Raw genomic sequence first — 25690 nt, 5'->3', positions numbered from 1 at the left:
AAATATTTGCACTTAATATATTTAACCAATATAAAAATAAAATATATAAATATTGGATATATTTGCGGCTGTGAATTATTTATAATTATACTTTACATTAATATTTCTTCTAGAATATTAATAACAGATGAGTGCATATCAATAAGATGAGAATAAAGTCATTATTAAAGTTGAAATTTGCAAGAATGATAAAATGATATTACTTTGAAGCTTAGATTAATTTTATTGAATGATGTATATATGAAGTATTATTGTATTTATGAAAAATTAAATATTATTAATGGGCTGGATTAGTGAGAAAATTCTGATTTTGAAATCATCTGAAATAAACAAAAGAATTTTTAACAATAGTTTTTGGATTTTAATTGGCAACATTGTGTCAAAATTATCTTTATTGGTATCTACTATTATCATGGCTAGAATCATGAATAAAGAAGAATATGGTCAATTTGGTATTATTAAGTCTACCATACTAATGTTTGCCATGTTTGCAGGTTTAGAACTGGGAATTACTGCTACAAAATATATTTCACAGTATAAAAACCTAGACAAGCAGAAAATAGAAAGGATTGTTGGGTTATCTAACTTTTTTGCAATATCTATAAGCTTAATTATTGCTTTATTAATATATTTTAATTCAACTATAATAGCTTCACAAATAGCAGCTCCTCAATTAACTAGGGAAATAAAGATGAGTTCGTTTATCCTTTTTTTTTCATCAATTAATGGTATTCAAAGTGGAATTCTTAATGGATTGGAAAAATTTAGGGAAAGCGCAATAAACACTACGGTTGCAGGATTATTATCTTCAATCTTACTAATTATATCTACCTTTTATTTCTCACTGTATGAAATAATCATAGCATTTGGAAGTAATTTTGTGTTTTTGTTTATTCTTAATTATTATAGCTTAAAAAAGTTATTTTATAAAGATTATAAAATAAGGATTTTTCATAAAGATAACTTTAAAGAAATTAAAATTATTTGGAACTTTAGTTTGCCCGCAATTTTGGCGGGAATTATGGTTGGTCCCGTTATTTGGATTTGTAATAATATTTTAGTCAACCAAGTTAATGGGTTTAAAGAAATGGCTATTTTTGACATTGCTAATCAATGGCGTAATACTGTTTTGTTCATTCCTGTGGCTCTTTCTCAAATTGCCTTACCCATGCTTACATCTAGCTTAGATGATAAAAGAAATTATAAATTAATATTTAAAAAAAATATAAAGTTGAATCTTTATATATCGCTTTTTATAGTGATAATACTTGTTATTATATCTCCTGTAATTGTGTGGTTTTATGGTGATAAATACAATGATGCTCAAGTTCCGATGATAATAATGTTTATAACAACAGGCTTTATCGCTGTAAATAATGTTATAGGACAACTTATTGCTAGCCAGGGAAAGATGTGGTTAGGACTTTGGGTGAATTTTATTTGGGGTATCAGTCTTTTATGTGGGAATTATTTGCTGGTTATGGTTTTTAATTTAGGGGCCGTAGGAATTTCTTTAGCATACTTGTTTAGTTATTTAGTTCATACCCTAATCCAATTTTTATTAATTAAAAATTTCTTTAAATGATGCAAAAAAGAGTTACATTCTATCTGCCCTTAAAGACAAGAAATGACGCTACAATATACTATACGGAATTAATAAAAAGAGCCTTTATAAGCTTAGGCTTTATTGTGGAAGATAAATTAAAAATATTTAAAGCATCTGATTCTGATTTTATAGTGGCAATAACACCTGCAGACGCATACCATATAAAGGTAGTTAATCCTCAAAGTAAAATTATGACATGGTTTCAAGGGATAGGCCCTGAAGAATATTTTTTGTTGCATGGCAGAAGCTTAAGGTCATCTATAATGAAACGCTATTTAGAATTTTTCGAAAAAAAAGCATTAGTTCAAAGTGATATTTCATTGTTTGTTTCTCATGCCATGCAAAAGCATTATCAAGATAAATATGAGATAGTGCCCAGGAATTATCTAGTTATTCCATGCTATAATAAAAATTTAAGAGATGACTTAATAATTCCAGAGGATAGTAGATATCAAAAATTAAAATTTGTTTATGCTGGAGGAATGTTTGCGTGGCAATGCATAGATAAAACATTAAAAGTTTTTAAAGTGATAGAGAATCAATACCCGGATGCTTCTCTTACTTTATTGACAGGTGAAAAATCTGTAGCTGAAAAGCTTTTACAGAAATACAAAATTAAAAATGCTGTTATTAAGTACGTTTCGCTGAATAAATTAGATGATGAGTTATCTCAATACAAATATGGCTTTCTATTAAGAGATAATATAAAGGTAAACAATGTAGCTACTCCGACAAAAATGAATTCCTATTTATCTGTTGGTATACTACCGATCTATAGTAATGTTGTAAATTCATTTGAAGAAAATTTAAATCTTGATTCTTTTTGTGTTAAAGTTAGTGATGGAGAGACAATTGAAATGATTGCTGAAAAAATAATAAAACATCATCAATCGAATCTTGATCTTAATAAATTACGACCTTTGCTGGAGAAAATATACCAAAACTATTACAATGATGACCGGTATATTCTTCTTCTAAAACATGCAATAACAAAATATTATAAATAATTATTTTAGTGAGATAGATAAAGTTGTTTACCTGAAATAGGTTTTTTTTCTAAAGTTTTTTTTAAAAGCAAATTTATCTATCTTCGTCAATCAAAAAATTAAGGAAAATTAAGAAATGAGGGAAGATCAATATATTCTGAAAGAAGATTCGTTAAGGGATATTATACAACCATATATTAAGAAATGGTATTGGTTTGTTATTGGAGTTTTTATTATGGCGATTTTAGGAGTTTTGCTCATAAAGAAAACTACCCCTGTATTTGAAGTACTAACGAAAATTTTAATTAAGGATGCAAAAAAATCTGGTAATGGGGCTGCTGATATAGCAGCAATGCAAGGCTTGTCAGGTTTTTCGGGCTTAACTTCGAATACAGTTGAAAATGAAATGGAAGTTTTAGCCTCTAAAAAAATCCTCTCTCAGGTGGTTAATGACTTACCGTTACAATGTACAATATACAGTATTGGCACCTTTCATGACACAGAATTATACCGAACACAATCACCAATTATTATACAAGTTATAAACGAGAAACCCTATTCTCTTTTACCAAAGAAAAAAATTAATTTGGAAATTAACGGTAATGCCTTAGAGTTAACTTCTGATGAATTGGATAAACCAATAAAAACTTTTTTTAATAAGACGATTAGTTTGCCTTATGCTAATCTGATGATTATAAAAAACCCTCTTTTTAATCCTAAACAATTATCAAAAACTACGAATTTTAATTCATTATATTTTAATTATACAGATAAATTATCTACTATTGATAATTTGCAGGAGGCTTTGAATGTTAGTTTGAGTAACAAAGAAGCTACAGTTATTAACTTATCACTAAAATATGAAAATATTAACAAAGCAAAAGATATTCTGAATACTTTAGTAGGGAAGTATAATAATGAGGCTATTACTGAAAAGAATACAGAATCTGAGAAAACTAAGGAGTTTATAGATGAGAGGGTAAGATTAATTTCTAAAGAGCTTGGGGATGTTGAAGTTCAAAAAGAAAATTTCAAAAAAAGCAATGAAATCGTCGATATTGCTTCACAAGCTGGAATAGATTTGCAAACCGGTACAGAAGCTGAAAGAAGGAAATTAGAGCTTTATACTCAATTGGAACTCAATAATATGTATATTAATTACTTGAATAGCAAATCTTATGATGAGGTGTTACCTGCAAATATCGGATTGGATAATGGTGCTGCTATTAACAGTATTTCTGCATATAATAAATTAATTACTGACAGAAACAGATTGCTTGAAAATGCAACACCTCAAAACCCACTTGTTAAAGCATTGAATGATGAGATAAAGGTTGTAAGATCCGCAATCAAAGAAAGTCTTGCTAAAAGTAAATCAAATATTTTATTAACTATTAATAACGTCTCTTCCGTAGAACAAAAAAGTGATAGCAAATTAAAAAAAGTCCCTTCTCAAGAGCGTTTGTTTAGAAATATTGAAAGACAACAACAAATCAAAGAAGAATTGTATTTGGTCCTACTAAAAAAGAGAGAAGAAACTGCAATTACTTTAGCAATGTCATCAGATAAGGCTAGAGTGCTTGATTTAGCATACAACAAAAGAAAACCTGTAGCACCTATGAAAATGGTTATTTTAGGGGTAGCGGTTTTATTAGGTCTGGCCATTCCATTTTTGATTATCTTTCTAAAACATTTTTTTAATACTAGAATATCTGATAAAAAGAGTATTGATAAGGTAAGTAATATTCCGGTGATCGCTGAAATACCTCACTTAACTTCAAAGGATAGTAATTTGATTCAGGTTAATGATGTGTCACAACTGGCAGAAGCATTTAGAATTCTGGCTACAAATGTTAATTTACTTCTGCCGATTTCGAAAGAAAAGAATAGAATCGTATTAGTTACATCAAGCGTAAAAGGAGAGGGGAAAACTTTTATATCTGTTAACTTGGCACTAAGTATTGCTAAGCCCGGGAAAAAGGTGCTTGTAATAGGTTCAGATATTAGAAATCCACAATTACAAAGGTATAAGCCTGAAATGAAAAATGCTTATGGACTTTCAGAATTTTTGTATGGTAGTATTAATAAAGTTGAAGACATAATTCATCCTAGTGGTTTTAATCCGAACTGTGATTTTATATTTTCAGGAATTATTCCTCCAAATCCTGTTGAGCTTTTCGAAAATGGTAATTATAAAGTTTTATTGGATAATCTTGCTGATAAGTATGATTATATAATTATAGACTCTGCTCCATTGATGCCAGTAACGGATACATTTGTGATATCAAAATTTGCTGATGTTTCATTGTATGTTGTTAGATCAGAGAGAACGGAAAAAGCATTTATTGAATATGCTAATAATATAGCTGGTGACAATAAATTAAAAAACGCAAATTTTGTTTTAAATGATGTGAAATCCGAAAATTTCGGTTATGGAAATAAACACGGTTATGGTTATACAAATACAAGTCAATCAACTACTATTTTAGGGAAATTGAAATCGTTTTTTGGTAAAAAGTAATTAGTAGCCAATATGATGTTAAAAGAGATTTAATGGAGGTTTTTAATTTAAAGTATTATATTATTTACTTTGTATTTGCTGTGGCAGCATTTATTTTTTCCATGTATGTAGACATAAAAAAAAAGAATTACAATAATATTTCTCGTTTTGTTACTGGAATACTCTTTATAATTATAGCGGTTTTATTTGGCTTTAGAGATTCAGAAGTAGGATCTGATACAGAAATGTATAAATGGCAGTTTCTGAATCATTATGCAGATTTGGGTGTACAGATTGCTTTTAAATATCTTATTGTTTTATTCCATTTTTTTACTGAAGATTATAGGTACTTTTTATTTGGTATAAGTATATTATATACTCTTATTATTTTTTGGAGTATTGATAATTTATTGAAAAGTTTTGAGACCAATTTTCTTTTGGTAGCTTTTTCCTTTGTAAGTCTTTTTTTCTTTTTATCTCTGGGTATTAATATCATTAGGCAAGGGGTATCTCTTGCTCTGGTATTATTAGGAGTGAGTTATTATTTTAAAGAGAGAAGAAATATAATCAGCTGGATAATTCCATTTATTCTTGCAATTGGGTTTCATTCAACAACTATTGTTGTTCTAGTTTTATTTCTAATTGTTTTATTTGCTAAGAAGGCAACATTAAATTTTTATTATTTCTGGTATTTCATTTTATTAGTAGTTTCGGCATTAGGCGGAAGTATTATATCTTTAGGATCTTTATTGAACTTTGTAATTGATAGTAGACAGTCAGATTATTACATCAAGGGTATAGGAGCTGAGGAATTTGTAGTGGGTTTTAAATTACAGTTTGCAGCTTTTAATACAATTTTTTTATTAATTTTTTCATTTATCAACTTTAAGTTGTTAAAAAATGAAAATAACAACTATAAATTACTCCTGAAATATTATATGCTGATAAGTGGTGTGTTTTTTATGATGTTTCAAATTCCTTTTTCAGATCGATGGGGTGTAATGTCTTGGATAACGATACCTTTTTTGCTATCTCCACTATTTAGTGTAAAGAATACTGCAAAATTTGGTATGTTTACTGTTACCTTTCTTATATTTATTTTTATATTTTTTAATATTTATAATAAATAATGGCAGAAGTTACTATAGCAATTCCTTTTTATAATGCCGAAGACTATCTTGAGGAAACAATTCTATCTGTCCTATCTCAATCATTCGAAGATTTTACTTTATTGTTAATCGATGATGGTTCTACGGATTCATCTTTAAAAATTGCTCAAAAATATTTGATAGACCAGAGAGTAAAAGTTTTCTCGGATGGTCTAAATCTTAATCTGGGGTATCGCTTAAATCAAATTCCCGATATGACAGAGACGATATTTTTAGCAAGAATGGATGCAGATGATATTATGCATCCGAAAAGAATTGAACGGCAGATCAAAATTTTAAAAGATAATCCTGAAATTGATGTTTTAGGTAGCAATGCTTATTCTATTGATGAAAATAATGATGTCGTTGGAAAGAGAAATGATTTATTGGATGATAAGCTTGTTTCTGCAAATACGTTTGTTCATCCAACTGTTATTGCAAAAACTGTCTGGTTTAAAAATAATCCCTATGACGTTAATGCAATTCGGATTGAAGATGCAGAACTTTGGTTAAGAACAAAGAATAAAAGCTCCTTTAAAGTAACAGGAGAGCCTCTGCTTTTTTATCGAGAGATTGGTAATAATTATTACAAAAAGTATTTTAAAGGACTTCCTGGAATTTGGTATATGTTGAAAAAACATAAATTTTCTCTGGATTATTTTAAATTCTCTGTAAAATACTTATTATCTTGTGTTGTATATTTTATTTTTGCTTCTATAGGAAAAGAAAACGTACTAATCCAAAATAGGAATAGGGTGAAAATAGAGAAAAAAAACTACAAATTTTTTATATAGCAAATGAATAATATGTATAAAAAAATAAATCAAACATATATTTTAGGCATATTTTGTGGATTTTTAATAAGCTGCAAAGGAAGTGCACAAAACTTTTCGATAAAAAATGTTTCTCAAAATCTTATTTCAAAATATTATTCCCCTAATTATACAAATGAATATTATAAAAATAGTAATATTTTTTTTGTTGGTGTAGACAGTTCATTTTTAAAAGAGAATGATCACACTGATATAATTCAAAAGGCTATTGATAATAATGAAAATATCTTACTTCCGGATGCTACGTTATTTATTAATAAAAACGGATTGAAAATTGGATCCAATAAAAGAATAATTTTTCAGAAAAATACAAAGATTAAGTTTTTAGGACCAGCCCATGAAAGATTTTCCGATATACTTAAAATATATAATGTTCATAATGTTGAAATAATAAATGCGGTAATCGTCGGAAGTAGGAATAATAAAATAGAACAAACCGGACAATGGAGTGCTGGGATTTCTATTTTGAATTCTAAAAATATAAAGATTGTAAATCCCAAAATATCTGAAACTTATGGTGATGGAATCTTTATAGGATCAGAAGACGGTGGTTTTTCCGAGGAGGTAATAGTTTCGGGTGGCTGGGTTGATAGTGCAAGAAGAAATGGAATTTCTATTACTTCCGGAAAGAATGTAAAAGTTCAAAATATACTTATATCTAATACATATGGGCATGATCCTGAATCAGGTATTGATATAGAACCAAGTTGGTATAAAGATATACTGGAAAATATTAGTGTTCAAAATGTATATACATTTAACAATGGCTCTGCAGGGATTTCAGTAAATCTTAATGCTTTAGGTGCTGATGAATTAAAAGATGCTAAAATAACTAGTATATTAATTGAAGGACATACGGATTTTGGATCCAGGCATGGATTTTTGACCTCTTTAAATGCGGAGAAAAATAAATTTGATACGGCAGGAAATATCATAATAAAAAATGCAGAATGGATATCGAGTAGAGATATAGCTTATTGGAAGACTCCCCAAGAACATCGTGTAAATATTATTTTTTCAAGAATTAAAATTAATGATACACAAAAATTACAAGATTTTGAGCTTAATGTAAGAAAATCAAAGAATATAAAACTAACCCGGTAAGGATGAGAATTTTACATGTTATTACACTTGCAGAATTGGGCGGAGCGCAATCTGTAGTAATAAATTTGGCTGAACAATCAATAATAAAAGGACATGAAGTTTTTGTAGTTTCTTCAGTTCATGGAGAAATGTGGGATTTATTAAACAAAAATATAATACAAGTTAAATTAAAAAGTCTTCAACACAAAATAGGTTTAAAGGATATTCTTGTTGCCAGAGATCTAATGATTCTCTATAAAAAAATTAAACCGGATATCATTCACTTACATTCTTCTAAAATTGGAATTTTAGGGAGACTATGTTTTCCAAAATCTAAAATAATTTATACAGTGCATGGGTTCGATTCTATAAGATTAAGGTATCGGAAATTTTTATCAATAGAAAGGTCATTGAAAAAAAGATGTCGTGCCATAGTTGGAGTCAGTGAATATGACCTTAAGAATCTCAGAAATGAAGGAATTAAAGAGAATATTCATTTGATTCAAAACGGAATTAAAGATTACATGGCTTTAAAAAAAGAACATAATAACAATGATATTTTATCTGAAATTAAAAATGGTGTAGGTAAGAAAATAATCATTTCTATTTCTAGACTTGCTCCCCCTAAAAGATTTGATCTATTTTGCGAAGTAGCAAAGAATTTTTTGGAGTCGGATTATGTATTCGTTTGGATTGGTAATAAAGAGAGTGTCGCCGAAGTTCCAAAAAATGTTATCATGTTGGGTGAAAAAAAGGAAGCACATAAATATTATCAATATGCTGATTTAGCCCTTTTATTATCAGATTATGAAGGGCTTCCTATATCATTAATAGAAGCTTTATGCTATTCAAAACCTATAATAGCATCCAATGTGGGAGGTATTTCCGAACTTGTTGATAATAATGGGAAACTAGTATCCAATGAAAGTTTGAAGGAAATTATAAATTCCATTACTTTTATTCTTTCTAATCCAAATATTTATGAGAAATTTGCGAAAAAGTCAAGACAAATTTTCGAAGATAAGTTTACAATCGAAAAGATGTATGATAAATATTTAGATCTGTATTTGCATAACACAAAATGATGAATATTTCAAAATTATCAACTTCAAAGAGGCTTCTTTTTGTAAATGTTAGTGATATTACACATAAACTAATTAAAGATACGCACTTTGTTGAAAATAATAAATTTATTTTCTTTAATACTGAAACGGAAAAGAGAAGTATTTCAGAGTATATTTTAAAATTAAAAATTAAAACTGTAATCATCGAAACTTCAAACATTAATCATATTTCAGAGAAAGTGACTAATGAAATAATTGAAAGTAGAATTAAAGGGGTTAAGGTATATGACGCTCAGGAGTTTTATGAAATTGTAAATAAGAGAATCCCGCTAGTTAAGTTTGAAACTAATGAATATTTTGCTGATAATGTTTTTTCAATAGGGCTTAAAAGAAATGCTGAAATATTTAAACGGATATTTGATATCTTTGTGAGCTTAACAATCTTACCATTTGCTCTACCATTAATTACTATTGGTTGCTTTTTGGTTTTTATTAGCTCGCCAGGAAGTGTTTTTTTTACACAAAAAAGAGTGGGTAAAAATTCAGTCCCCTTCAAAATTTTTAAGATCAGAACAATGAAACTACATCATCATGGTGATTTTACACAAAAGAATGATGATAGGCTTTTGAAAGTAGGAAAGTTCTTAAGAATTACGAAAATTGATGAATTACCGCAACTTTACAACGTTTTAAATGGAGATATGAGTTTAATTGGTCCCAGACCGGAAAGACCAAAGTTTGTTGAAGAATCTGTAAAAGAAAATGCTTACTTTGATTTAAGACATTTGGTTAAACCGGGTGTTACCGGCTGGGCACAAGTACATTTACCAAAGGCTACTCCGAAAGATAATTTAAAGAAATTGGAATACGACCTTTATTACATTAAGCATTATAGTTTTGGTTTGGATCTACATACACTATTAAAAACAGTGAAAGTAGTTTTGACTATGAATAGTCATTAAAATATAATAACAATATTTTATAATTCAAATCATAATTTATAACAATTATATGACAAATAAATATGAAAATAAAAGAAACCCCACTTAAAGACTGCTACATTATAGAACCTACGGTTTTCGAAGATGATAGAGGTTATTTCTTTGAGAAATATAATGAAAAAAGATTTGAAGAATTGACGGGAATGAATGGACATTTTGTTCAGGATAATATTTCTAAATCATCTTATGGAGTTTTAAGAGGGATACATTTGCAAAAAGGTGAACACGCACAATCAAAATTAGTGTCTTGTCTTGAAGGGAAGGTTTGGGACGTTGCAGTGGATTTAAGAGAGGATTCTCCCACTTTTGGAAAATGGTTTGGAATTGAGCTTACAGGAGAAAATAAGCTTCAGTTGTATATACCAAGAGGATTTGGACATGGCTTTTCTGTATTAAGTGACACTGCTGTCTTTGCTTACAAATGTGATAATTTCTATAATAAAGAATCGGAAGGTGCAGTGAGATTTAATGATACAGATCTTAATATTGATTGGATGGTTGATGAAAAAGATATGCTTTTATCCGAAAAAGATAAAAATGCTCCCAGCCTTAAAGAAAAAAACTTCTAAACAGTTTACTGAAAACCACTTTATTAAAGTGGTTTTTATTTTTTGATTCAAACTTTTTAATATTTCGTATCTTTGCACACTCAAATCAAAAAGATGCGCACAAAATCTGTAGGTAAAAAGAAAATTAATATCGTAACCCTTGGTTGCTCTAAAAATGTATATGATTCGGAAGTATTGATGAGTCAGCTTAAGGCGAATGGTAAAGAAGTTGTACATGAAGACAAGGGAGATATTGTGGTCATCAATACCTGTGGTTTCATAGACAATGCAAAAGAAGAATCTATCAATACTATTCTTGATTATGTTGATGCGAAGAACAGGGGAGAGGTGGAGAAAGTTTTCGTTACCGGATGTCTTTCCGAAAGATACAAACCGGATTTGGTTAAGGAAATCCCTGATGTGGATCAGTATTTTGGAACCAGAGATCTTCCGATCTTGTTAAAACATTTAGGTGCAGATTATAAGCATGAGCTGGTAGGTGAAAGATTAACTACAACGCCAAAACATTATGCATATCTTAAAATATCTGAGGGCTGTGACAGGCCGTGCTCTTTTTGTGCGATTCCCCTAATGAGAGGCGGACATGTTTCTACACCAATTGAAAAACTAGTGCGTGAAGCTGAAAAACTAGCTAAAGTTGGAACCAAAGAATTGATCCTTATTGCTCAAGACCTTACATACTATGGATTAGATATTTATAAAAGACGGGCACTTGGAGATCTTTTAAAAGAGCTTGTGAAAGTGGACGGAATCGAGTGGATAAGACTTCATTATGCTTTTCCTAGTGGTTTTCCGGAAGATGTCTTAGATATCATCAGAGAAGAACCTAAGATTTGTAATTATATTGATATTCCTCTTCAGCATATAAATTCTGATCTTTTAAAATCAATGAAAAGGGGGACTACTCATGAAAAGACAGATGCTTTATTGGCAAAGTTCAGAGAAAAAGTACCTGACATGGCAATCAGGACTACATTGATCGTTGGATATCCGGGAGAAACGCAGGAAAGATTCCAGGAATTAAAAGATTGGGTAAGAGAGCAAAGATTTGATAGATTGGGTTGCTTTACCTATTCTCACGAAGAAAATACATCAGCACATGTTTTGGATGATGATATACCTCAGGAAATTAAAGAAGGAAGGGTTGAGGAAATCATGGAGCTCCAATCTCAGATTTCATGGGAAAAAAATCAAGAAAGAATCGGGGAAGTTTACAAATGTATTTTTGATAGAAAAGAAGGAAATTATTTTGTAGGAAGAACTGAATATGATTCTCCTGATGTAGATAACACTGTATTAGTTCCTGCTGATAATACCTATATTTCAATTGGAGAATTCGCTATGGTAAAAATAACCTCTGCAGAAGAATTTGATTTATATGGGGAGCTGATTTAAAAAAAATAGATAAAAAAAATATTTTCATAAAAATAATGTAGAGTCTTTAAACTTTACATTATTTTTTTTTTATAAAAAATAATATTGATTTATTTATTAACAATTCTGTTTTTTGTTTGTTTTGATTTATTTTTTACATTGTTTTGATTACCAGCTTGTTGTGTTCCTTTTTCATTCCTTAAAATTAGAGTAAGACAGGGTGGATTTGAATTTTTAATAATTTAACTCTAACTTTGCAGAAGTAATAATTAATACTAGATCTGCAACATTAAATCACAAAAAATATTGGATTAAGAGTAATTTTATTTTTGTTTTTGTGATTAATATAGCATAGGTTGGGATCTGTACAAACTATGAATCTTGTATAATAATTATCACGAAAAATAATTAAAAATTCAAAAAACACGTATGAAAAAAAAATTATTGACAGCAGTAATGCTGGTTTCATTTGTTATGCTTTCAAAAGCGCAACAAAAAGGAGTTGGTATTAATACAATTTCGCCGGCAGCTACTCTTGACGTAGTAGCAAATGTTAGGGATAGGAATATGGCAGATGCCGTTTTAGTTCCAAGAATGACAGTTGCACAATTGGCAGATAAAGATGAGGCATATCAATCTGCTCAAAATGGAGCTCTCGTTTTTGTTACATCAGGTACTGGCACTCCGGGTAGTAAAACAGAAAACATTAACGGTACTGGTTTCTATTATTATGATGATCCCACCTCAAAATGGACTGCTTTAGGGGGGACTACAGTAGCTCCTACTACTTTTAGACTAAATCTGGCACAAGCTGCTTCTACTTCTTATGATTGGTCAAACTCTGATTTTGATTTCTGGGAATTTACATCAGGAACTCAATTAACATTACCAGCACCCTCTTCATACAATGGGAGAACAATATACATAAGAAATAATACCGGAGGTACTGTACAATTTAACGGAACAGATGGAGTGGGAACGCCAAAAGGTTTGGCCTCTTTTACAGCGCAAGCAGCAGTTAGAATTTATAGTAATGGAACAACATGGTATTTATTCTCAGGTAGAAATTAATTATTAAAAACACAAAGACGAAATGAAAAAGATTTTATTGGACATAACAGGTTTTTTTTTATTGCTTTTTAGCGTTAATGGTAATGCCCAGCTTTTGAGTAATGGAATTATTACACCGGCATTAGGAGATACAAATTATTTTATGGATGCCAGTAATTTTGAAGGATTAGCAAATAAAAATTATGGTAGAGGGCTTGGATTTCCCCGTACGGATCTAACGAATTTTAAATTTAATACGGCTGCTATGGAGGATGAAACTATTGTTTCTGAATTTGATGGTATGGTAGTATATAATACAGCAAGTGGAAAGACTCTTGCAGGTCAAGGTATTGTTACGGAAATTTCTCCGGGGTTTTATTATTTTTCAAACCCGGGAAATCCTGGAAATATTTCTAATGGCCGATGGGTTGCAATAGGTGGAAGCTCAAGTAAAACTAATATAACAAATTCTGAAACAGCCACACATACTCTAATAAACAATTCGCAGATATATGCTGTAAAAGGAACGTTTGCAGCTACAGGAACATCTAGTGCGGTAAATATCCCTTCACCAGATGGGATGAAATCAATGTATGGTATTACAATCTACAAGTCAGGTTCAGGAACAGTTTATTCGCGAGATTTGTATTCCTATACATTAGGAACTGCAGAAGGAAATGCGGTTACCGGATCTCAAGGTATGTCTGTAGTTTATCCGGCAGGAACCTATGATTATGTATTAGAATATTTAAAATAAGAGTATTTATCTTCTTTAAAAAGACCAATGAAATATTTCATTGGTCTTTTTGTATTATATAAAGAATGATTTATTTTTTTTATTACATTGTATATCAGTCAATTATATATTATCTATGGATGATGTGTATCGCAATTAGTTAATTATGTTAACTTTTTGAGGGTATTTTTAACACTTTTTAACAGTGGGTTCTAAAACCCCTATTTGTAAAGGGTTACAGACGTTGTTAACTTTGAATTGGGTTTTTGTTAACAGTTTTTAACATATCGGCTATGGTCTTAAGCAGATTCATGATACATTTGCCAAGTCAAAACCAATAAAATTCAAAATGATGAAAAGATTCATTCTCGTAATCATAATGATGATTTCAGCCTTTGGTATTTATTCTTTCAAGAACAATGCCACAGATGCGAAAAAAACAAGTTATGCATCGTTCTATCACGATAAGTTTAATGGTAGAAAAACTGCAAACGGAGAAATTTTTGATAATTCAAAATTCACCGCTGCAAACAGAACGCTTCCTTTTGGGACTAAAATTAGAGTTACCAATTTAAGCAATGGAAAAGAGGTTACAGTGAGGATAAATGATAGAGGACCTTTCCATTCATCAAGAGCTTTGGATATTTCCAGAGCCGCGTTCGATGAAATCGGAAATACCAATCTTGGTACTATTCCGGTAGAATATGAAATTGTCGATTAAATTTATGATTTATTAAATTTTAAAAGCCAACTGATTCAGTTGGCTTTTTTATTTGAACGTTTTTATATGTCTAATTCCAGCAATGCGGGGCAATGATCTGAATGAACGGCTTCTTTTAAAATAACAGCTCTTGACAGCTTATCCTTTAAAGCATAAGAGGTAAAGTTATAATCCAATCTCCAGCCTTTATTATTTGCTCTTGAATTTTGCCTGTAGCTCCACCATGTGTAATTATCAGGCTCATTATTAAAAAACCTGAAACTGTCTATCAGTTCACATTCTTCGATGAAATTGGTCATCCATTCACGTTCCATAGGTAAAAAGCCGGAAACATTTTTTAAGCGCACAGGATCGTGAATATCAATAGCCTGGTGGCAAATATTAAAATCACCCGAAATAATGAGGTTAGGAATTTCTTTTTTAAGGATTTTAATATAATTCAGAAAATCATGACAAAACTGCATCTTAAAGTCTAATCTTTCAATATTAGATGCAGAGGGGACATATACCGAAATTACGGAATAATCATCAAAATCTGCTCTGATAATCCTTCCTTCATTATCATAGCTTTCAATTCCGCAACCATATTCTACATGATTGGGCTGAATTTTAGAAGCTATTCCTACGCCGCTATATCCTTTTCTTATAGCAGAATGCCAGTAACTATGATAACCAAGTTTTTGAAGACTGTCGATGTCTATCTGGTCATTTCCTGCCTTACTTTCTTGAATACAAATGATATCCGGATCAGCAGTCTTTAGCCAACCCAAAAAATCTTTTGTAAAAGCTGCCCTGATTCCGTTAACATTATAAGTGATTAATTTCATACAAAAAATAAATTTTTTCAAATGTAGGGAAATTAAAAAGCCGGCCCTGAATTTCAAAACCGACTTTTTATCTTATTATAATAGATTTTATTTTTTAAAAACTACTTTTCCATCTTTTGTAAGTTCAATTTCTTCTCCTTTTCCTCTCAATTCATAGTGATCATTTTTATACCATATTCCAGATGCGGGCTTTTGACCCTGTAATTCAATCGTTTCTTTGTTGAATGCTACTGTTGCTGTGTTTTTGGTGTTATTGAACGTCATTTCCAGTGTTTTTCCACTACTGTCTGTTGAGGTACTTTTTACAATTTCATCCTTACCGGCTGAAATAGCAGCTGAATCAGATGGTTTTGAAGATATTGTATCTACGGTTGCAGTTGTTGCAGTATCTGCAGGAGTTTTCTCCTTATTACATGAGGTTAAAAACAAAGCTGCTATAGCAGCTGTAGCAAAAATGCTTCTTTTCATAATAGTGTATTTAATTATTGTGTATGTATTAGTATACAAAATAGATGCCTTAAAAAAGGCGGAAAAAATCAATTGATTTTTTCCGCCCTGAACCCAAAATTAATAAACTATGAAAAAACTACTTGGGTTCTAATATACTAATGGGAATAATACATTCTTCTAATGATATTCCTCCGTGTTGATATGTTTCTTTATAATAGTTGACAAAGTGGTTGTAATTCTTTGGATAAGCCAGGAAGATATTGTTTTTTGCAAAGATATACTTAGAGCTCAGGTTTCCTTTGGGTAAAAATAATTTCTCAGGATTGGTAATAGCCCATACATCCCGGTCATCATAAGTTAAACTTTTACCTGTTTTATAACGGATATTAGTGGAAGTTTCTCTGTCACCTACTACTTTGCTTGGCTTTTTCACATATACCGTTCCATGATCAGTAGTAATCACCAATTTATAACCATTTTCAGCAGCAAGTTTAATGATCTTTAAGATGGATGAATTTTCAAACCAGTTATAAGTTAAAGATCTAAAAGTTTTATCATCCCGGATCAATTGGTCTACAATATGATTATCTGTTTTGGCGTGAGATAGTATATCAATGAAATTATAAACAATCACTAATAAATCATTATTCTTGTGTTGATTAAAATCATCATAGATCTTTCTCTCGAAATCTGCATTCAATACTTTTAAGTATTTCATTGATTTGGAACCGAGGCCAATTCTTTTCATCTGATCCTCAAGAAAATCACGTTCAAATTCGTTTTTATTTCCGTCTTCATTATCGTTAAACCATTTATCTGGGAAACGTTTTTCTATTTCAGATGGTAATAAGCCTGCAAAGAATGAATTTCTTGCATACTGAGTAGCTGTTGGAAGAATACTGTAATAATAATCTTCAGACACTTTATTATAATACTTTGTAAATAGAGGCTCAACTACTTTCCATTGATCATATCTTAGATTGTCTATCATAAGAAGAAGAACCTTATTTTTTTCTACCTCAGGTTTTACTTTATCTTTGAAAAGGGTATGGCTCATAGATGGTTTATCGCTTCCGCTTAACCACTCTTCGTAATTATTTTCAATAAACTTTGCAAACTGAATGTTGGCTTCTTCTTTCTGAGATTGTAGAAGATCTGCAAATTCGTTATCAGTTACCTTATCAAATTTAATTTCCCAGTTTAGAATTTTCTTATAATATTCCGCCCATTCCTGATAAGATTTTAAATAAGAAAGTTCCATAGAAAGATTTCTGAATTCCTGCTGGTATTGCAAAATGGTTTTTTGTTCAACCAGATTATCTTCCTGAAGATTTTTTTTCAATGATAAAAGAATCTGATTCGGATTAACGGGCTTCAGTATATAGTCGGCAATCTGTGAACCTATTGCTTCCTCCATAATATGCTCTTCCTCACTTTTAGTAACCATTACTATCTTTAAGGAATTGTCTTTTTCTTTGATCATAGGAATTGCTTCCAAACCTGAAATCCCGGGCATATTTTCATCGATCAGTGTCAATGCAAATTTCTCAGAATCGATAAGCTCCAGTGCTTCATTCACATTATTAACAGGAGTTACCTGGTAGCCTTTTTTTTCTAAAAATACGATATGAGGTTTGAGTAAATCTATTTCATCATCTATCCATAATATTTTTTCGGACATAATATATATTTTTTACATGGTTATAGTATCAAAAGTGCGACCAACTCATTATAAAATCTGTCAAAATGAACAGATAAAAAGTTAAATTATAGTTAAATGGAACTCCCTCTACTACTTATCTTGAGGATTACATCTAGCGGCCGGTTTTTAAATACTCCAGGGCTCTTTCCAAAACCTCATCCTTTCCTGCTTTTATTCCTTTTAAAGTTGGTCTGACAATGATGTCAGGAATAATTCCGATTCTCTGTGTTTCCCTTTGATCAGGATAATAAGCACCAAGGCCGCTAAAGCTGGTTTCCAGGCCTGCAATTTTAAACCGGATAACATCTCCGTTGGCTCCGGAAGTATGACTTCCGATGATTTTTGCTTTAGGATGCTGTTTGAACATCATGGTTGTTGTTTCAGCTTGGCTTTGGGTGTTTTCATCTACCAAAACTACTACATTTCCTTTATAGTATTGATCATTATTTCTTCCCGATGCTGTTTTTTCTGATATAAAATAATCCCGGATAGGTCGTTTCCGGAAAAGTAAATTCATAATATAAACTTGTTTTCGGTAGAATTAATAGACTTAAAGGTCTTATTGTTTGTTTGGGATAATTTCTAAGATCAAAAATAATAGATTCGGTAGTTTTTAAATTTTGGTACATTTCATCCAGATCTTCTCTTTCAATAATTCCCATATTGACAATTCCAATCTTTTTTTCCTCATCATAAAATTGCCATTTCCGGGAAGCAATTTTCTTTTCATATACGATATCCTTTAATAGATACGTTTTTGCTTTAAGTGCAATATTTTGTCCTTCTCTTTCTACTTTGACTTCGACACTGTCTGAATTGGATAATAGAAAAAGATTTTTTACTTTTTTAATTTTCCCCCAGGTATTTGAGGCCGGAATATATTTTGAAAAGCTGTTAACCATTTGAGAGATCGTTTTACCGTCAATATCATAAATAATATCTCCCGGCTTTAAGACAGATTCCTCATTATATTGATTAGAATTGATTTTAGTGACAATAAGTTTCCCTTCTGCGTAAGAGTATTCAACAGGGATTCTCCTTCGTCCATATTGGTTGATACTAATGAGTGGTGAAAATAAAAAAGCATGAGAATCATCAGTCTTTGTTACCAACTCTGCCAATGTTAAATGATAATTGACATCGTTGTCTATCACCAGGAATTTAGGAATCATTTCTGTTAATACATCATCCCAGTTCTGATTTGTTTCATATTTATAAGGAAAGAAATATTCCACAAAATTCCAATATCTGAAAAGCTCCAGGAGTGCAATCTTTTTAGAAATGAATTTGGAACCCGTTGAATCATCATTGCGGAAAAATATTTTTCGGCCCCCTTTCCCAAAATAATAAGGGGTACCTACATATCTGTTTTCTTCAATAAATTGTAACCTGTTGGTGATACTTTCAATAAATATATTGTTGTCATTTATCCAGTCCAGATTAAAATTTTTACGAAAATAGACCTTGGTGTTGGTCAGTTTACAGGAATTGCACTTTTCAACAGCACCAAGGCTATCAAGCCATTGAGTATACAAGATATTCAGTTGGCTTTTATCTTGAATGCCGTCTAGCTCATCTATCTTTTGGAGCAATTGCTGATCCCAATTGAATGTGCCGTCAGCAACATGAGGGTGATAGTATTTTAAGAAACCCCATATTTTACATAGAGATTCCAGTTTTTGAACTTCAGAAATGGTTTGAGCGGAAAAGATATTTATACTGATAAACAGTAGTACAACAATTGAAAACGCCCTCATAAATTATTCGTCAATTATAATTTCAAAGATAAAGATCTCTGCATTATGGTGGGTTATTCTTGAAAGCAAAACCTAAGATTAAATTTCCCTAACTTTGTTAGCTTAATACTTCAGTTTTTCAAATGCAGAATAAGCTAAAAATTATCAACGATCCTGTTCATGGATTTATTAAAATCCCACATGAAATCTTATTTGATGTTATTGAGCATCCTTATTTTCAGAGGTTGAGGAGAATTTCACAGACAGGACTTCTTAATCTTATTTTTCCGGGAGCAACCCACACCAGATTTCATCATGCTATTGGAGCGATGCATCTTATGTTTACTGCTCTTGAAACTTTAAAGCAAAAGGGCGTAAAAATATCTGATGAAGAAGAAAAAGGAGCTATGTTAGCTATTTTGATGCATGATATAGGACATGGGCCATTTTCTCACGCATTGGAAAGCATGCTGATGGATGACTGGCATCATGAAAACCTTTCATTATTATTAATGAACAGGCTTAATGAAAAGTTTGAGGGTCAGCTTACGGTAGCAATTGAAATGTTTCAGGGTAAATATCACAGGAAGTTTTTTAATCAGCTGATTTCATCTCAGTTGGATGTTGACCGTCTGGATTATTTAAAAAGAGATAGCTTTTTCACGGGAGTATCTGAAGGAAACATCAATACACAAAGGATCATTTCTATGATGAATGTTTGTGAAGAGGGAGAATTGGTGATTGATGCAAAAGGAATTTATTCTATTGAAAACTTTTTGACTGCCAGAATGTTTATGTATTGGCAGGTTTATTATCACAAAACATCAGCATTAGCAGAATTTATTTTGGTGAAAATTCTGGAAAGGGCCAAATATCTGGTTTCCCAGGGAATCGATTTGCCTGCCACTGAAAATCTGAAATACTTTTTATATAGAGGAAAAAGTGCCGCAACCAATGAAGATATTGAAAGGTTTACCCAGCTTGATGATAATGACGTAATCCAGGCGATGAAGCTATGGCAGAATTCCGATGACTTTATATTGTCTTACTGGTGCAAAAGTGTGATTAAAAGAGATCTTCCTAAAACCATTATTTCATCACATCCATTTGATAAAGAATTTGTTGAGGAAAAAATAAAAAATACGAACGAGTTTTTTGGAATTGATAATGGGGAAGAATTAGTTCACGAAATTAAGAGAAAACTTTTGCCATACAATACCAAAATGCAACCCATCTATTTGTTACAGAAAAATGGTGAGAAAATAAGACTCGATGAGTCTGAAGACCAGCTTTTATCGGGATTGATCGTTAATAAGACGACACGATATATTTTAACATTTCCAAGAGATTTTTCCAAAATAAATTCTTAAAGAATATTAAAATTATCCATCCGAAACTAAAAAATGTTTACGAATTATAGAATTTCTTATCTTTGCAGAATATGGAATTTACAGCTTCGCAAATTGCAAGTTTTATTGACGGGAAAATAATAGGTGACGAAAATGCACTTATTAATGGCGTTTCACCAATTGAAAATGGAGAATCGGGACATCTTTCTTTTATAGCTCAGGACCGGTTTTCTCATTATTTGGATACTTCCAAGTGTTCAGTAATTATTGCTTCAGAAAAACTTCTTGTAAAAGATAGTTATACTCCTACTATTATTGCCGTAAAAGATGCATATCTGTCCTTTCAGGTTCTTATGAATCTGTATCAGGAAATGCAGGGAAAAAAAGAAGGAATCGAAGACGGAGCATCTATTCACGATACCGCTGTAATAGCAGATAAAGTATATATTGGAGCATTTACCTATGTTTCAGAAAAAGCTAAAATCGGAGAGGGGACACAAATCTATCCACAAGTATACATCGGAAAAGGTGTTAAAATTGGAAAGAACTGCAAAATAGATAGCGGAGCAAGGATCTATGATTATTGTGTTATTGGGGATAATTGTGTTATCCATTCCAATACGGTAGTAGGGGGAGATGGATTTGGTTTTCAGCCAACAGCAGAAGGATTTAAAAAAATTCCACAACTTGGGAACGTTATTATTGAAGATGATGTGGAAATTGGTTCAAACTGTAGTATAGACAGGGCTACCATTGGATCTACCATTATTGGAAAAGGAACAAAAATAGATAACCTGATTCAGATTGCGCATAACGTTAAGATTGGTCAGAATAATGTAATTGCAGCCCAGGCCGGAATTGCAGGCTCTACAACGATCGGAGACTGGAATCAGATTGGAGGACAGGTAGGTGTAGTTGGTCATATTAAGATCGGCAATCAGGTGAAAATTCAGGCTCAGAGTGGAGTGAACTCCAGTGTAGGTGATAAAGAAACTTTATATGGTTCACCTGCAATCAGTTATAATGACTATTTGAGAAATTATGTTCATTTCAGGAATTTTACTGAAATCGTAGGAAGAATAAATAATCTTGAGAATACCTCAAAAGATAATACTAATGAGTGATATGCAAAAAACACTTCAGCAAGAGGTAACTCTTTCTGGAATTGGCCTTCATACTGGTAAAGAAGTAAAACTTACCATTAAACCTGCTAAAGAAAATACAGGTTTTGTTTTTGTAAGAACCGATTTAGAGGGGCACCCTCAGGTTGAAGCAGATGTTAACTATGTTGTAGCAACAGAAAGAGGGACAACCTTAGAAAAGCTAGGCGTTAAAATTAACACATGCGAGCATCTTCTTGCAGCTTTAGTAGGCTGCGATGTCGATAACGCTATATTGGAGATGGATGCTTCAGAACCTCCTATTATGGATGGATCTTCAAAGTTTTTTGTTGAAGCTATCGAAAGTGTAGGGGTAGTTGAGCAGGCCATTGCCCGAGAATACCTTGTGGTAAAAGAAGTTCTTAGCTATACAGACCCTGCAACGGGTTCTGAGATTACCATTATTCCATCAGATAACTACGAAATTACAACGATGGTAGATTTTGGAACTAAAGTATTAGGTACCCAAAATGCTACACTTAAAAATATCTCTGAGTTTAAAGAGGAAATTTCATCAGCAAGAACATTCAGCTTCTTACATGAACTGGAAATGCTTTTAGATCATGGTCTTATTAAAGGAGGTGATATTTCTAATGCAATTGTTTACGTTGATAAGGATTTAACTCCGGATACCACAGAAAAACTTAAAAAAGCATTTGGTAAAGACAATGTTTCTATCAGACCAAATGGTATTCTTGATAACCTTACTTTAAATTATCCTAATGAGGCAGCAAGACATAAGTTACTTGATGTAATTGGTGATCTGGCTTTAGCTGGTGTTAAAATAAAAGGTAAAGTTATCGCAAATAAACCAGGACATTTCGTGAATACTCAATTTGCAAAAAAACTGAATCGTCAGTGGAAACTGCAAAAAAAGAAAAATGTGCCTGATTTTGATCTTACAAAAGAACCGGTTTTTGATATTAACGGAATCATGAAACTGATGCCTCACAGACCTCCGTTCTTATTGATCGATAAGGTTCTGGAGCTTTCGGATTCTCACGTAGTAGGTTTGAAAAACGTTACAATGAATGAACCATTCTTTGTTGGGCATTTTCCAAAAGAACCTGTAATGCCGGGGGTTTTGCAAGTAGAAGCTTTAGCTCAAACCGGAGGAATTTTGGTTCTTGCAAGTGTTCCGGATCCTGAAAACTATTCTACTTATTTCATCAAAATGGATAAAGTAAAATTCAAAAGAAAAGTAGTTCCGGGAGATACGATGATTTTCAAAATTGAATTGATAGAGCCGATTAGAAGAGGTATCGTTCATATGCAGGGATACGGATATGTAGGAGATACAGTGGCTGTAGAAGCCGAATTAATGGCTCAAGTTGCAAAAAATAAAGTTGACTAAATGGTTCATCAATTAGCTGCCGTAGATAAACGTGCAAAAATCAGCAAGAACGTAATCGTAGAACCTTTTACTACTATTGCAGGGGACGTGGAAATTGGAGAAGGAAGCTGGATAGGTCCCAATGTTACCATTATGGATGGAGCTAGAATAGGGAAGAATTGCAGGATTTTTCCGGGAACTGTAATTTCTGCGATTCCGCAGGATTTAAAGTTTGATGGTGAAGATACTCAGGTAATTATCGGTGACGAGACTACAATCAGAGAGTGTGTTACCGTAAACAGGGGTACTAAAGCGCTAGGCTATACCAAAATAGGTAAAAACTGTCTGATTATGGCTACTTCTCATATTGCACACGATTGTGTAATTGGAGATCATGTTATCATAGTAAACGGTTGCGGTATTGCCGGTCACGTAGAAATAGGTGACTATACGGTAATGGGAGGACTAAGTGCTGTTCATCAGTTTGGGAAAATAGGAAAACATGTAATGATCTCTGGGGGTACATTGGTAAGAAAAGATATTCCTCCTTACGTAAAAGTTGCGAGAGAACCGATGTCTTATGCAGGGATTAATTCAGTAGGTTTAAGAAGAAGAGGATTCACAAATGAGAAAATTTTTGAGATCCAAAAGATCTACAGAGCTATTTTCCAGATGAAGATGAATGTGTCTCAGGCAATTAGTCATATTGAAAAAGAAATGCTACCAACGGCTGAAAGAGATGAAATCCTTCAGTTTATACAAAACTCTCCAAGAGGTATCGTAAAAGGTTATGGTACTGGAAAAGAGTAACTCATTTTAAAATAAAAAGATAATATAAAAAATTAATGGCAACAAGTAACGATATCAGAAAGGGACTTTGCATTGAATATAGCAATGATATTTTCAAGGTAATTGAATTTCTTCACGTAAAACCAGGAAAAGGACCTGCTTTTGTTAGAACCAAATTAAAATCTGTAACTAATGGAAAAGTAATTGATAATACTTTTTCAGCGGGACATAAAATAGATGAAGTAAAAGTAATTACAAGAAAATTCCAGTATCTTTATGATGATGAGAATGGATTCCACTTCATGAACAATGACGACTTTTCCCAGTTGTATATCAATAAGGAAATGATTGAAAACGCTCAGTTTATGAAGGCTGGTGAAGAAGTTACAATCATCCTGAAAGAAGCTGATGAAACTCCTCTTTCCGCTGAACTTCCACAATCTGTATTTTTAGATGTAATTGAAGCAGATCCGGGAGTAAAAGGGAATACTGCTACGAATGCTCTTAAGAATGCAATCGTTGAAACAGGAGCAAGAGTAATGGTTCCACTGTTTATTGAGCCGGGAGACAAAATCAAAGTAAATACTGAAGACGGTACTTATTTAGAAAGAGTAAAATAACAATATAATCTACATAAATTCGGTCTGCACCTGCAGTCCGAATTTTATTTTATAATAAGATTAATGTATGAGATTCCATTCTCCACAAAAGCTTAAAACAATAGCTGATTTAATTGGGGCAAGATTTATTGGCTCCGAAGATTTTGAAGTGTTGGGAACCAATGAGATCCATAGGGTAACCCCCGGGGATATTGTATTTGTTAACCACCCGAAATATTATGACAAAGCACTGAATTCGGCAGCAACGGTCATTCTTATCGATAAAGAGGTAGAGTGCCCGGAAGGAAAAGCTCTTCTTGTTTCTGAAGATCCGTTCAGGGATTTTAATTTTATCAATACTCATTTTACAAGAATATACAATTTTACAGAAGAATTACATGATGTTGAAATTGGAGAAGGAACCAGAATTCATCCTTCTGCAGTGATTGGCAATAATGTGAAGATAGGGAAGAATACCCACATATTCCCCAATGTTGTGATTGGTGACAGGACCGTGATCGGTGATAATGTTATTATTCAATCCGGAACGGTATTGGGAGGTGATGCATTTTATTACAGAAAGCTGAATGGTAATTTTGATCGTCTTGTTTCAGTAGGAAATGTTATTATTGAAAACAACGTTGAAATTGGTAATAATTGTACTATAGACAGAGGTGTTACGGATTCTACCATAATAGGAGAAGGTTCTGTATTAGACAATCTGATTCAGATAGGTCATGATACCATAATTGGTAAAAGATGTTTGATTGCTTCTCAGGTAGGAATAGCAGGATGTTGTATTGTTGAAGATGAGGTCACCATGTGGGGGCAGGTTGGAGTTGCATCAGGAATCAGACTGGAGAAAGGAACCATCCTTCTGGCCAAGGTGGGAGTGAACAGAGACCTGACTAAAGGAACCTATTTTGGAATGATTGCAGAAGAATTTCGTGAGTATTTGAAGAAAGAGGTAAAGCTGAGAAATCTCAAATAAACAATTCTTTTGGATTAGTCTAAAATCAAAGAAATTTAAGTAAATTTGTGAGCATTAATAAAATAGTAAATAAATTAAAAACA

Annotated in this window: 24 protein-coding genes; 19 read left to right on the top strand and 5 right to left on the bottom strand. The window is 31.9% G+C overall.

Annotated features, from left to right (window positions below; translation table 11 throughout):
* Nucleotides 1–280 precede the first annotated feature (280 nt).
* The 13 genes from AC0INN_RS15375 to AC0INN_RS15315 all read left to right on the top strand — a co-directional run bounded on the left by AC0INN_RS15375 (nucleotide 281) and on the right by AC0INN_RS15315 (nucleotide 14671).
* Entirely contained in the window at nucleotides 281–1585 is a 1305-nt protein-coding gene (locus AC0INN_RS15375; RefSeq protein ID WP_273649081.1) for an oligosaccharide flippase family protein, read from the top strand.
* Complete coding sequence (locus AC0INN_RS15370) at nucleotides 1582–2613, top strand: glycosyltransferase family protein (RefSeq protein ID WP_273649079.1); 1032 nt, start codon at nucleotides 1582–1584, stop codon at nucleotides 2611–2613. Before AC0INN_RS15375 ends, AC0INN_RS15370 begins: the two co-directional genes overlap by 4 nt.
* Nucleotides 2614–2728: 115 nt before the next feature.
* Nucleotides 2729–5113 (top strand): GumC family protein, encoded by a 2385-nt coding sequence (locus AC0INN_RS15365; protein WP_273649077.1) that lies wholly within the window; start codon nucleotides 2729–2731, stop codon nucleotides 5111–5113.
* Nucleotides 5114–5145: 32 nt separating this feature from the next.
* A complete protein-coding gene (locus AC0INN_RS15360; RefSeq protein ID WP_273649075.1) occupies nucleotides 5146–6222 on the top strand; it encodes an EpsG family protein in 1077 nt (358 codons plus the stop codon).
* A complete protein-coding gene (locus tag AC0INN_RS15355) occupies nucleotides 6222–7034 on the top strand; it encodes a glycosyltransferase family 2 protein (protein ID WP_273649073.1) in 813 nt (270 codons plus the stop codon). Before AC0INN_RS15360 ends, AC0INN_RS15355 begins: the two co-directional genes overlap by 1 nt.
* A 12-nt stretch (nucleotides 7035–7046) precedes the next feature.
* Nucleotides 7047–8177, top strand: a complete 1131-nt coding sequence (locus AC0INN_RS15350; RefSeq protein ID WP_273649071.1) for a hypothetical protein — start codon at nucleotides 7047–7049, stop codon at nucleotides 8175–8177.
* Between the two features lie 2 nt (nucleotides 8178–8179).
* Entirely contained in the window at nucleotides 8180–9241 is a 1062-nt protein-coding gene (locus AC0INN_RS15345) for a glycosyltransferase (RefSeq protein ID WP_273649069.1), read from the top strand.
* Nucleotides 9238–10182, top strand: a complete 945-nt coding sequence (locus AC0INN_RS15340) for a sugar transferase (protein ID WP_273649067.1) — start codon at nucleotides 9238–9240, stop codon at nucleotides 10180–10182. The genes AC0INN_RS15345 and AC0INN_RS15340 overlap by 4 nt, the downstream gene beginning before the upstream one ends.
* A 62-nt stretch (nucleotides 10183–10244) precedes the next feature.
* Nucleotides 10245–10790, top strand: a complete 546-nt coding sequence (gene rfbC / locus AC0INN_RS15335; RefSeq protein WP_273649065.1) for a dTDP-4-dehydrorhamnose 3,5-epimerase — start codon at nucleotides 10245–10247, stop codon at nucleotides 10788–10790.
* Between the two features lie 93 nt (nucleotides 10791–10883).
* Nucleotides 10884–12185, top strand: a complete 1302-nt coding sequence (rimO, locus tag AC0INN_RS15330; RefSeq protein ID WP_273649064.1) for a 30S ribosomal protein S12 methylthiotransferase RimO — start codon at nucleotides 10884–10886, stop codon at nucleotides 12183–12185.
* Nucleotides 12186–12593: 408 nt separating this feature from the next.
* Nucleotides 12594–13235, top strand: a complete 642-nt coding sequence (locus AC0INN_RS15325; protein WP_306613935.1) for a hypothetical protein — start codon at nucleotides 12594–12596, stop codon at nucleotides 13233–13235.
* A 22-nt stretch (nucleotides 13236–13257) separates the two neighbouring features.
* Entirely contained in the window at nucleotides 13258–13971 is a 714-nt protein-coding gene (locus tag AC0INN_RS15320; RefSeq protein WP_273649060.1) for a hypothetical protein, read from the top strand.
* A gap of 328 nt (nucleotides 13972–14299) precedes the next feature.
* Complete coding sequence (locus AC0INN_RS15315; protein ID WP_172279995.1) at nucleotides 14300–14671, top strand: septal ring lytic transglycosylase RlpA family protein; 372 nt, start codon at nucleotides 14300–14302, stop codon at nucleotides 14669–14671.
* Between the two features lie 62 nt (nucleotides 14672–14733).
* On the opposite strand, the gene AC0INN_RS15310 is transcribed toward AC0INN_RS15315, so the two are convergent.
* From AC0INN_RS15310 to AC0INN_RS15290, 5 genes are all read right to left on the bottom strand, one after another.
* Entirely contained in the window at nucleotides 14734–15498 is a 765-nt protein-coding gene (locus AC0INN_RS15310) for an exodeoxyribonuclease III (protein WP_273649058.1), read from the bottom strand.
* A gap of 87 nt (nucleotides 15499–15585) precedes the next feature.
* Nucleotides 15586–15966: an MliC family protein gene (locus tag AC0INN_RS15305; RefSeq protein ID WP_273649056.1), complete on the bottom strand. Its 381-nt coding sequence runs from the start codon at nucleotides 15964–15966 to the stop codon at nucleotides 15586–15588.
* A 118-nt stretch (nucleotides 15967–16084) separates the two neighbouring features.
* Nucleotides 16085–17629, bottom strand: coding sequence for a T9SS response regulator signal transducer PorX (gene porX / locus AC0INN_RS15300; RefSeq protein WP_273649054.1), 1545 nt, complete (start codon nucleotides 17627–17629; stop codon nucleotides 16085–16087).
* Between the two features lie 133 nt (nucleotides 17630–17762).
* Nucleotides 17763–18167 carry a S41 family peptidase gene (locus tag AC0INN_RS15295; protein ID WP_273649052.1) on the bottom strand — a complete coding sequence of 135 codons (405 nt, stop codon included), beginning with the start codon at nucleotides 18165–18167 and terminating at the stop codon, nucleotides 17763–17765.
* Nucleotides 18094–19407 (bottom strand): S41 family peptidase, encoded by a 1314-nt coding sequence (locus tag AC0INN_RS15290; RefSeq protein ID WP_273649050.1) that lies wholly within the window; start codon nucleotides 19405–19407, stop codon nucleotides 18094–18096. The genes AC0INN_RS15295 and AC0INN_RS15290 overlap by 74 nt, the downstream gene beginning before the upstream one ends.
* A gap of 122 nt (nucleotides 19408–19529) precedes the next feature.
* Here AC0INN_RS15290 and AC0INN_RS15285 point away from each other — a divergent pair, with 122 nt between their 5' ends.
* From AC0INN_RS15285 to AC0INN_RS15260, 6 genes are all read left to right on the top strand, one after another.
* On the top strand, nucleotides 19530–20756 hold the full coding sequence (locus tag AC0INN_RS15285; protein WP_172279985.1) for an HD domain-containing protein: 1227 nt from the start codon (nucleotides 19530–19532) through the stop codon (nucleotides 20754–20756).
* Between the two features lie 71 nt (nucleotides 20757–20827).
* Complete coding sequence (gene lpxD, locus AC0INN_RS15280) at nucleotides 20828–21859, top strand: UDP-3-O-(3-hydroxymyristoyl)glucosamine N-acyltransferase (protein ID WP_172279983.1); 1032 nt, start codon at nucleotides 20828–20830, stop codon at nucleotides 21857–21859.
* On the top strand, nucleotides 21852–23249 hold the full coding sequence (locus AC0INN_RS15275; protein WP_172279981.1) for a bifunctional UDP-3-O-[3-hydroxymyristoyl] N-acetylglucosamine deacetylase/3-hydroxyacyl-ACP dehydratase: 1398 nt from the start codon (nucleotides 21852–21854) through the stop codon (nucleotides 23247–23249). Before lpxD ends, AC0INN_RS15275 begins: the two co-directional genes overlap by 8 nt.
* The gene (lpxA, locus tag AC0INN_RS15270; protein WP_172279979.1) at nucleotides 23250–24038 is read left to right on the top strand and encodes an acyl-ACP--UDP-N-acetylglucosamine O-acyltransferase; all 789 of its coding nucleotides are present in this window, start codon (nucleotides 23250–23252) and stop codon (nucleotides 24036–24038) included.
* 35 nt (nucleotides 24039–24073) lie between these two features.
* A complete protein-coding gene (efp, locus tag AC0INN_RS15265) occupies nucleotides 24074–24637 on the top strand; it encodes an elongation factor P (RefSeq protein WP_172279977.1) in 564 nt (187 codons plus the stop codon).
* 67 nt (nucleotides 24638–24704) lie between these two features.
* On the top strand, nucleotides 24705–25607 hold the full coding sequence (locus AC0INN_RS15260; RefSeq protein WP_273649046.1) for a UDP-3-O-(3-hydroxymyristoyl)glucosamine N-acyltransferase: 903 nt from the start codon (nucleotides 24705–24707) through the stop codon (nucleotides 25605–25607).
* Nucleotides 25608–25690: the final 83 nt, after the last annotated feature.

It is taken from the genome of Chryseobacterium subflavum (assembly GCF_055762745.1).
This window is presented reverse-complemented; position numbering and strand designations above follow the sequence as displayed.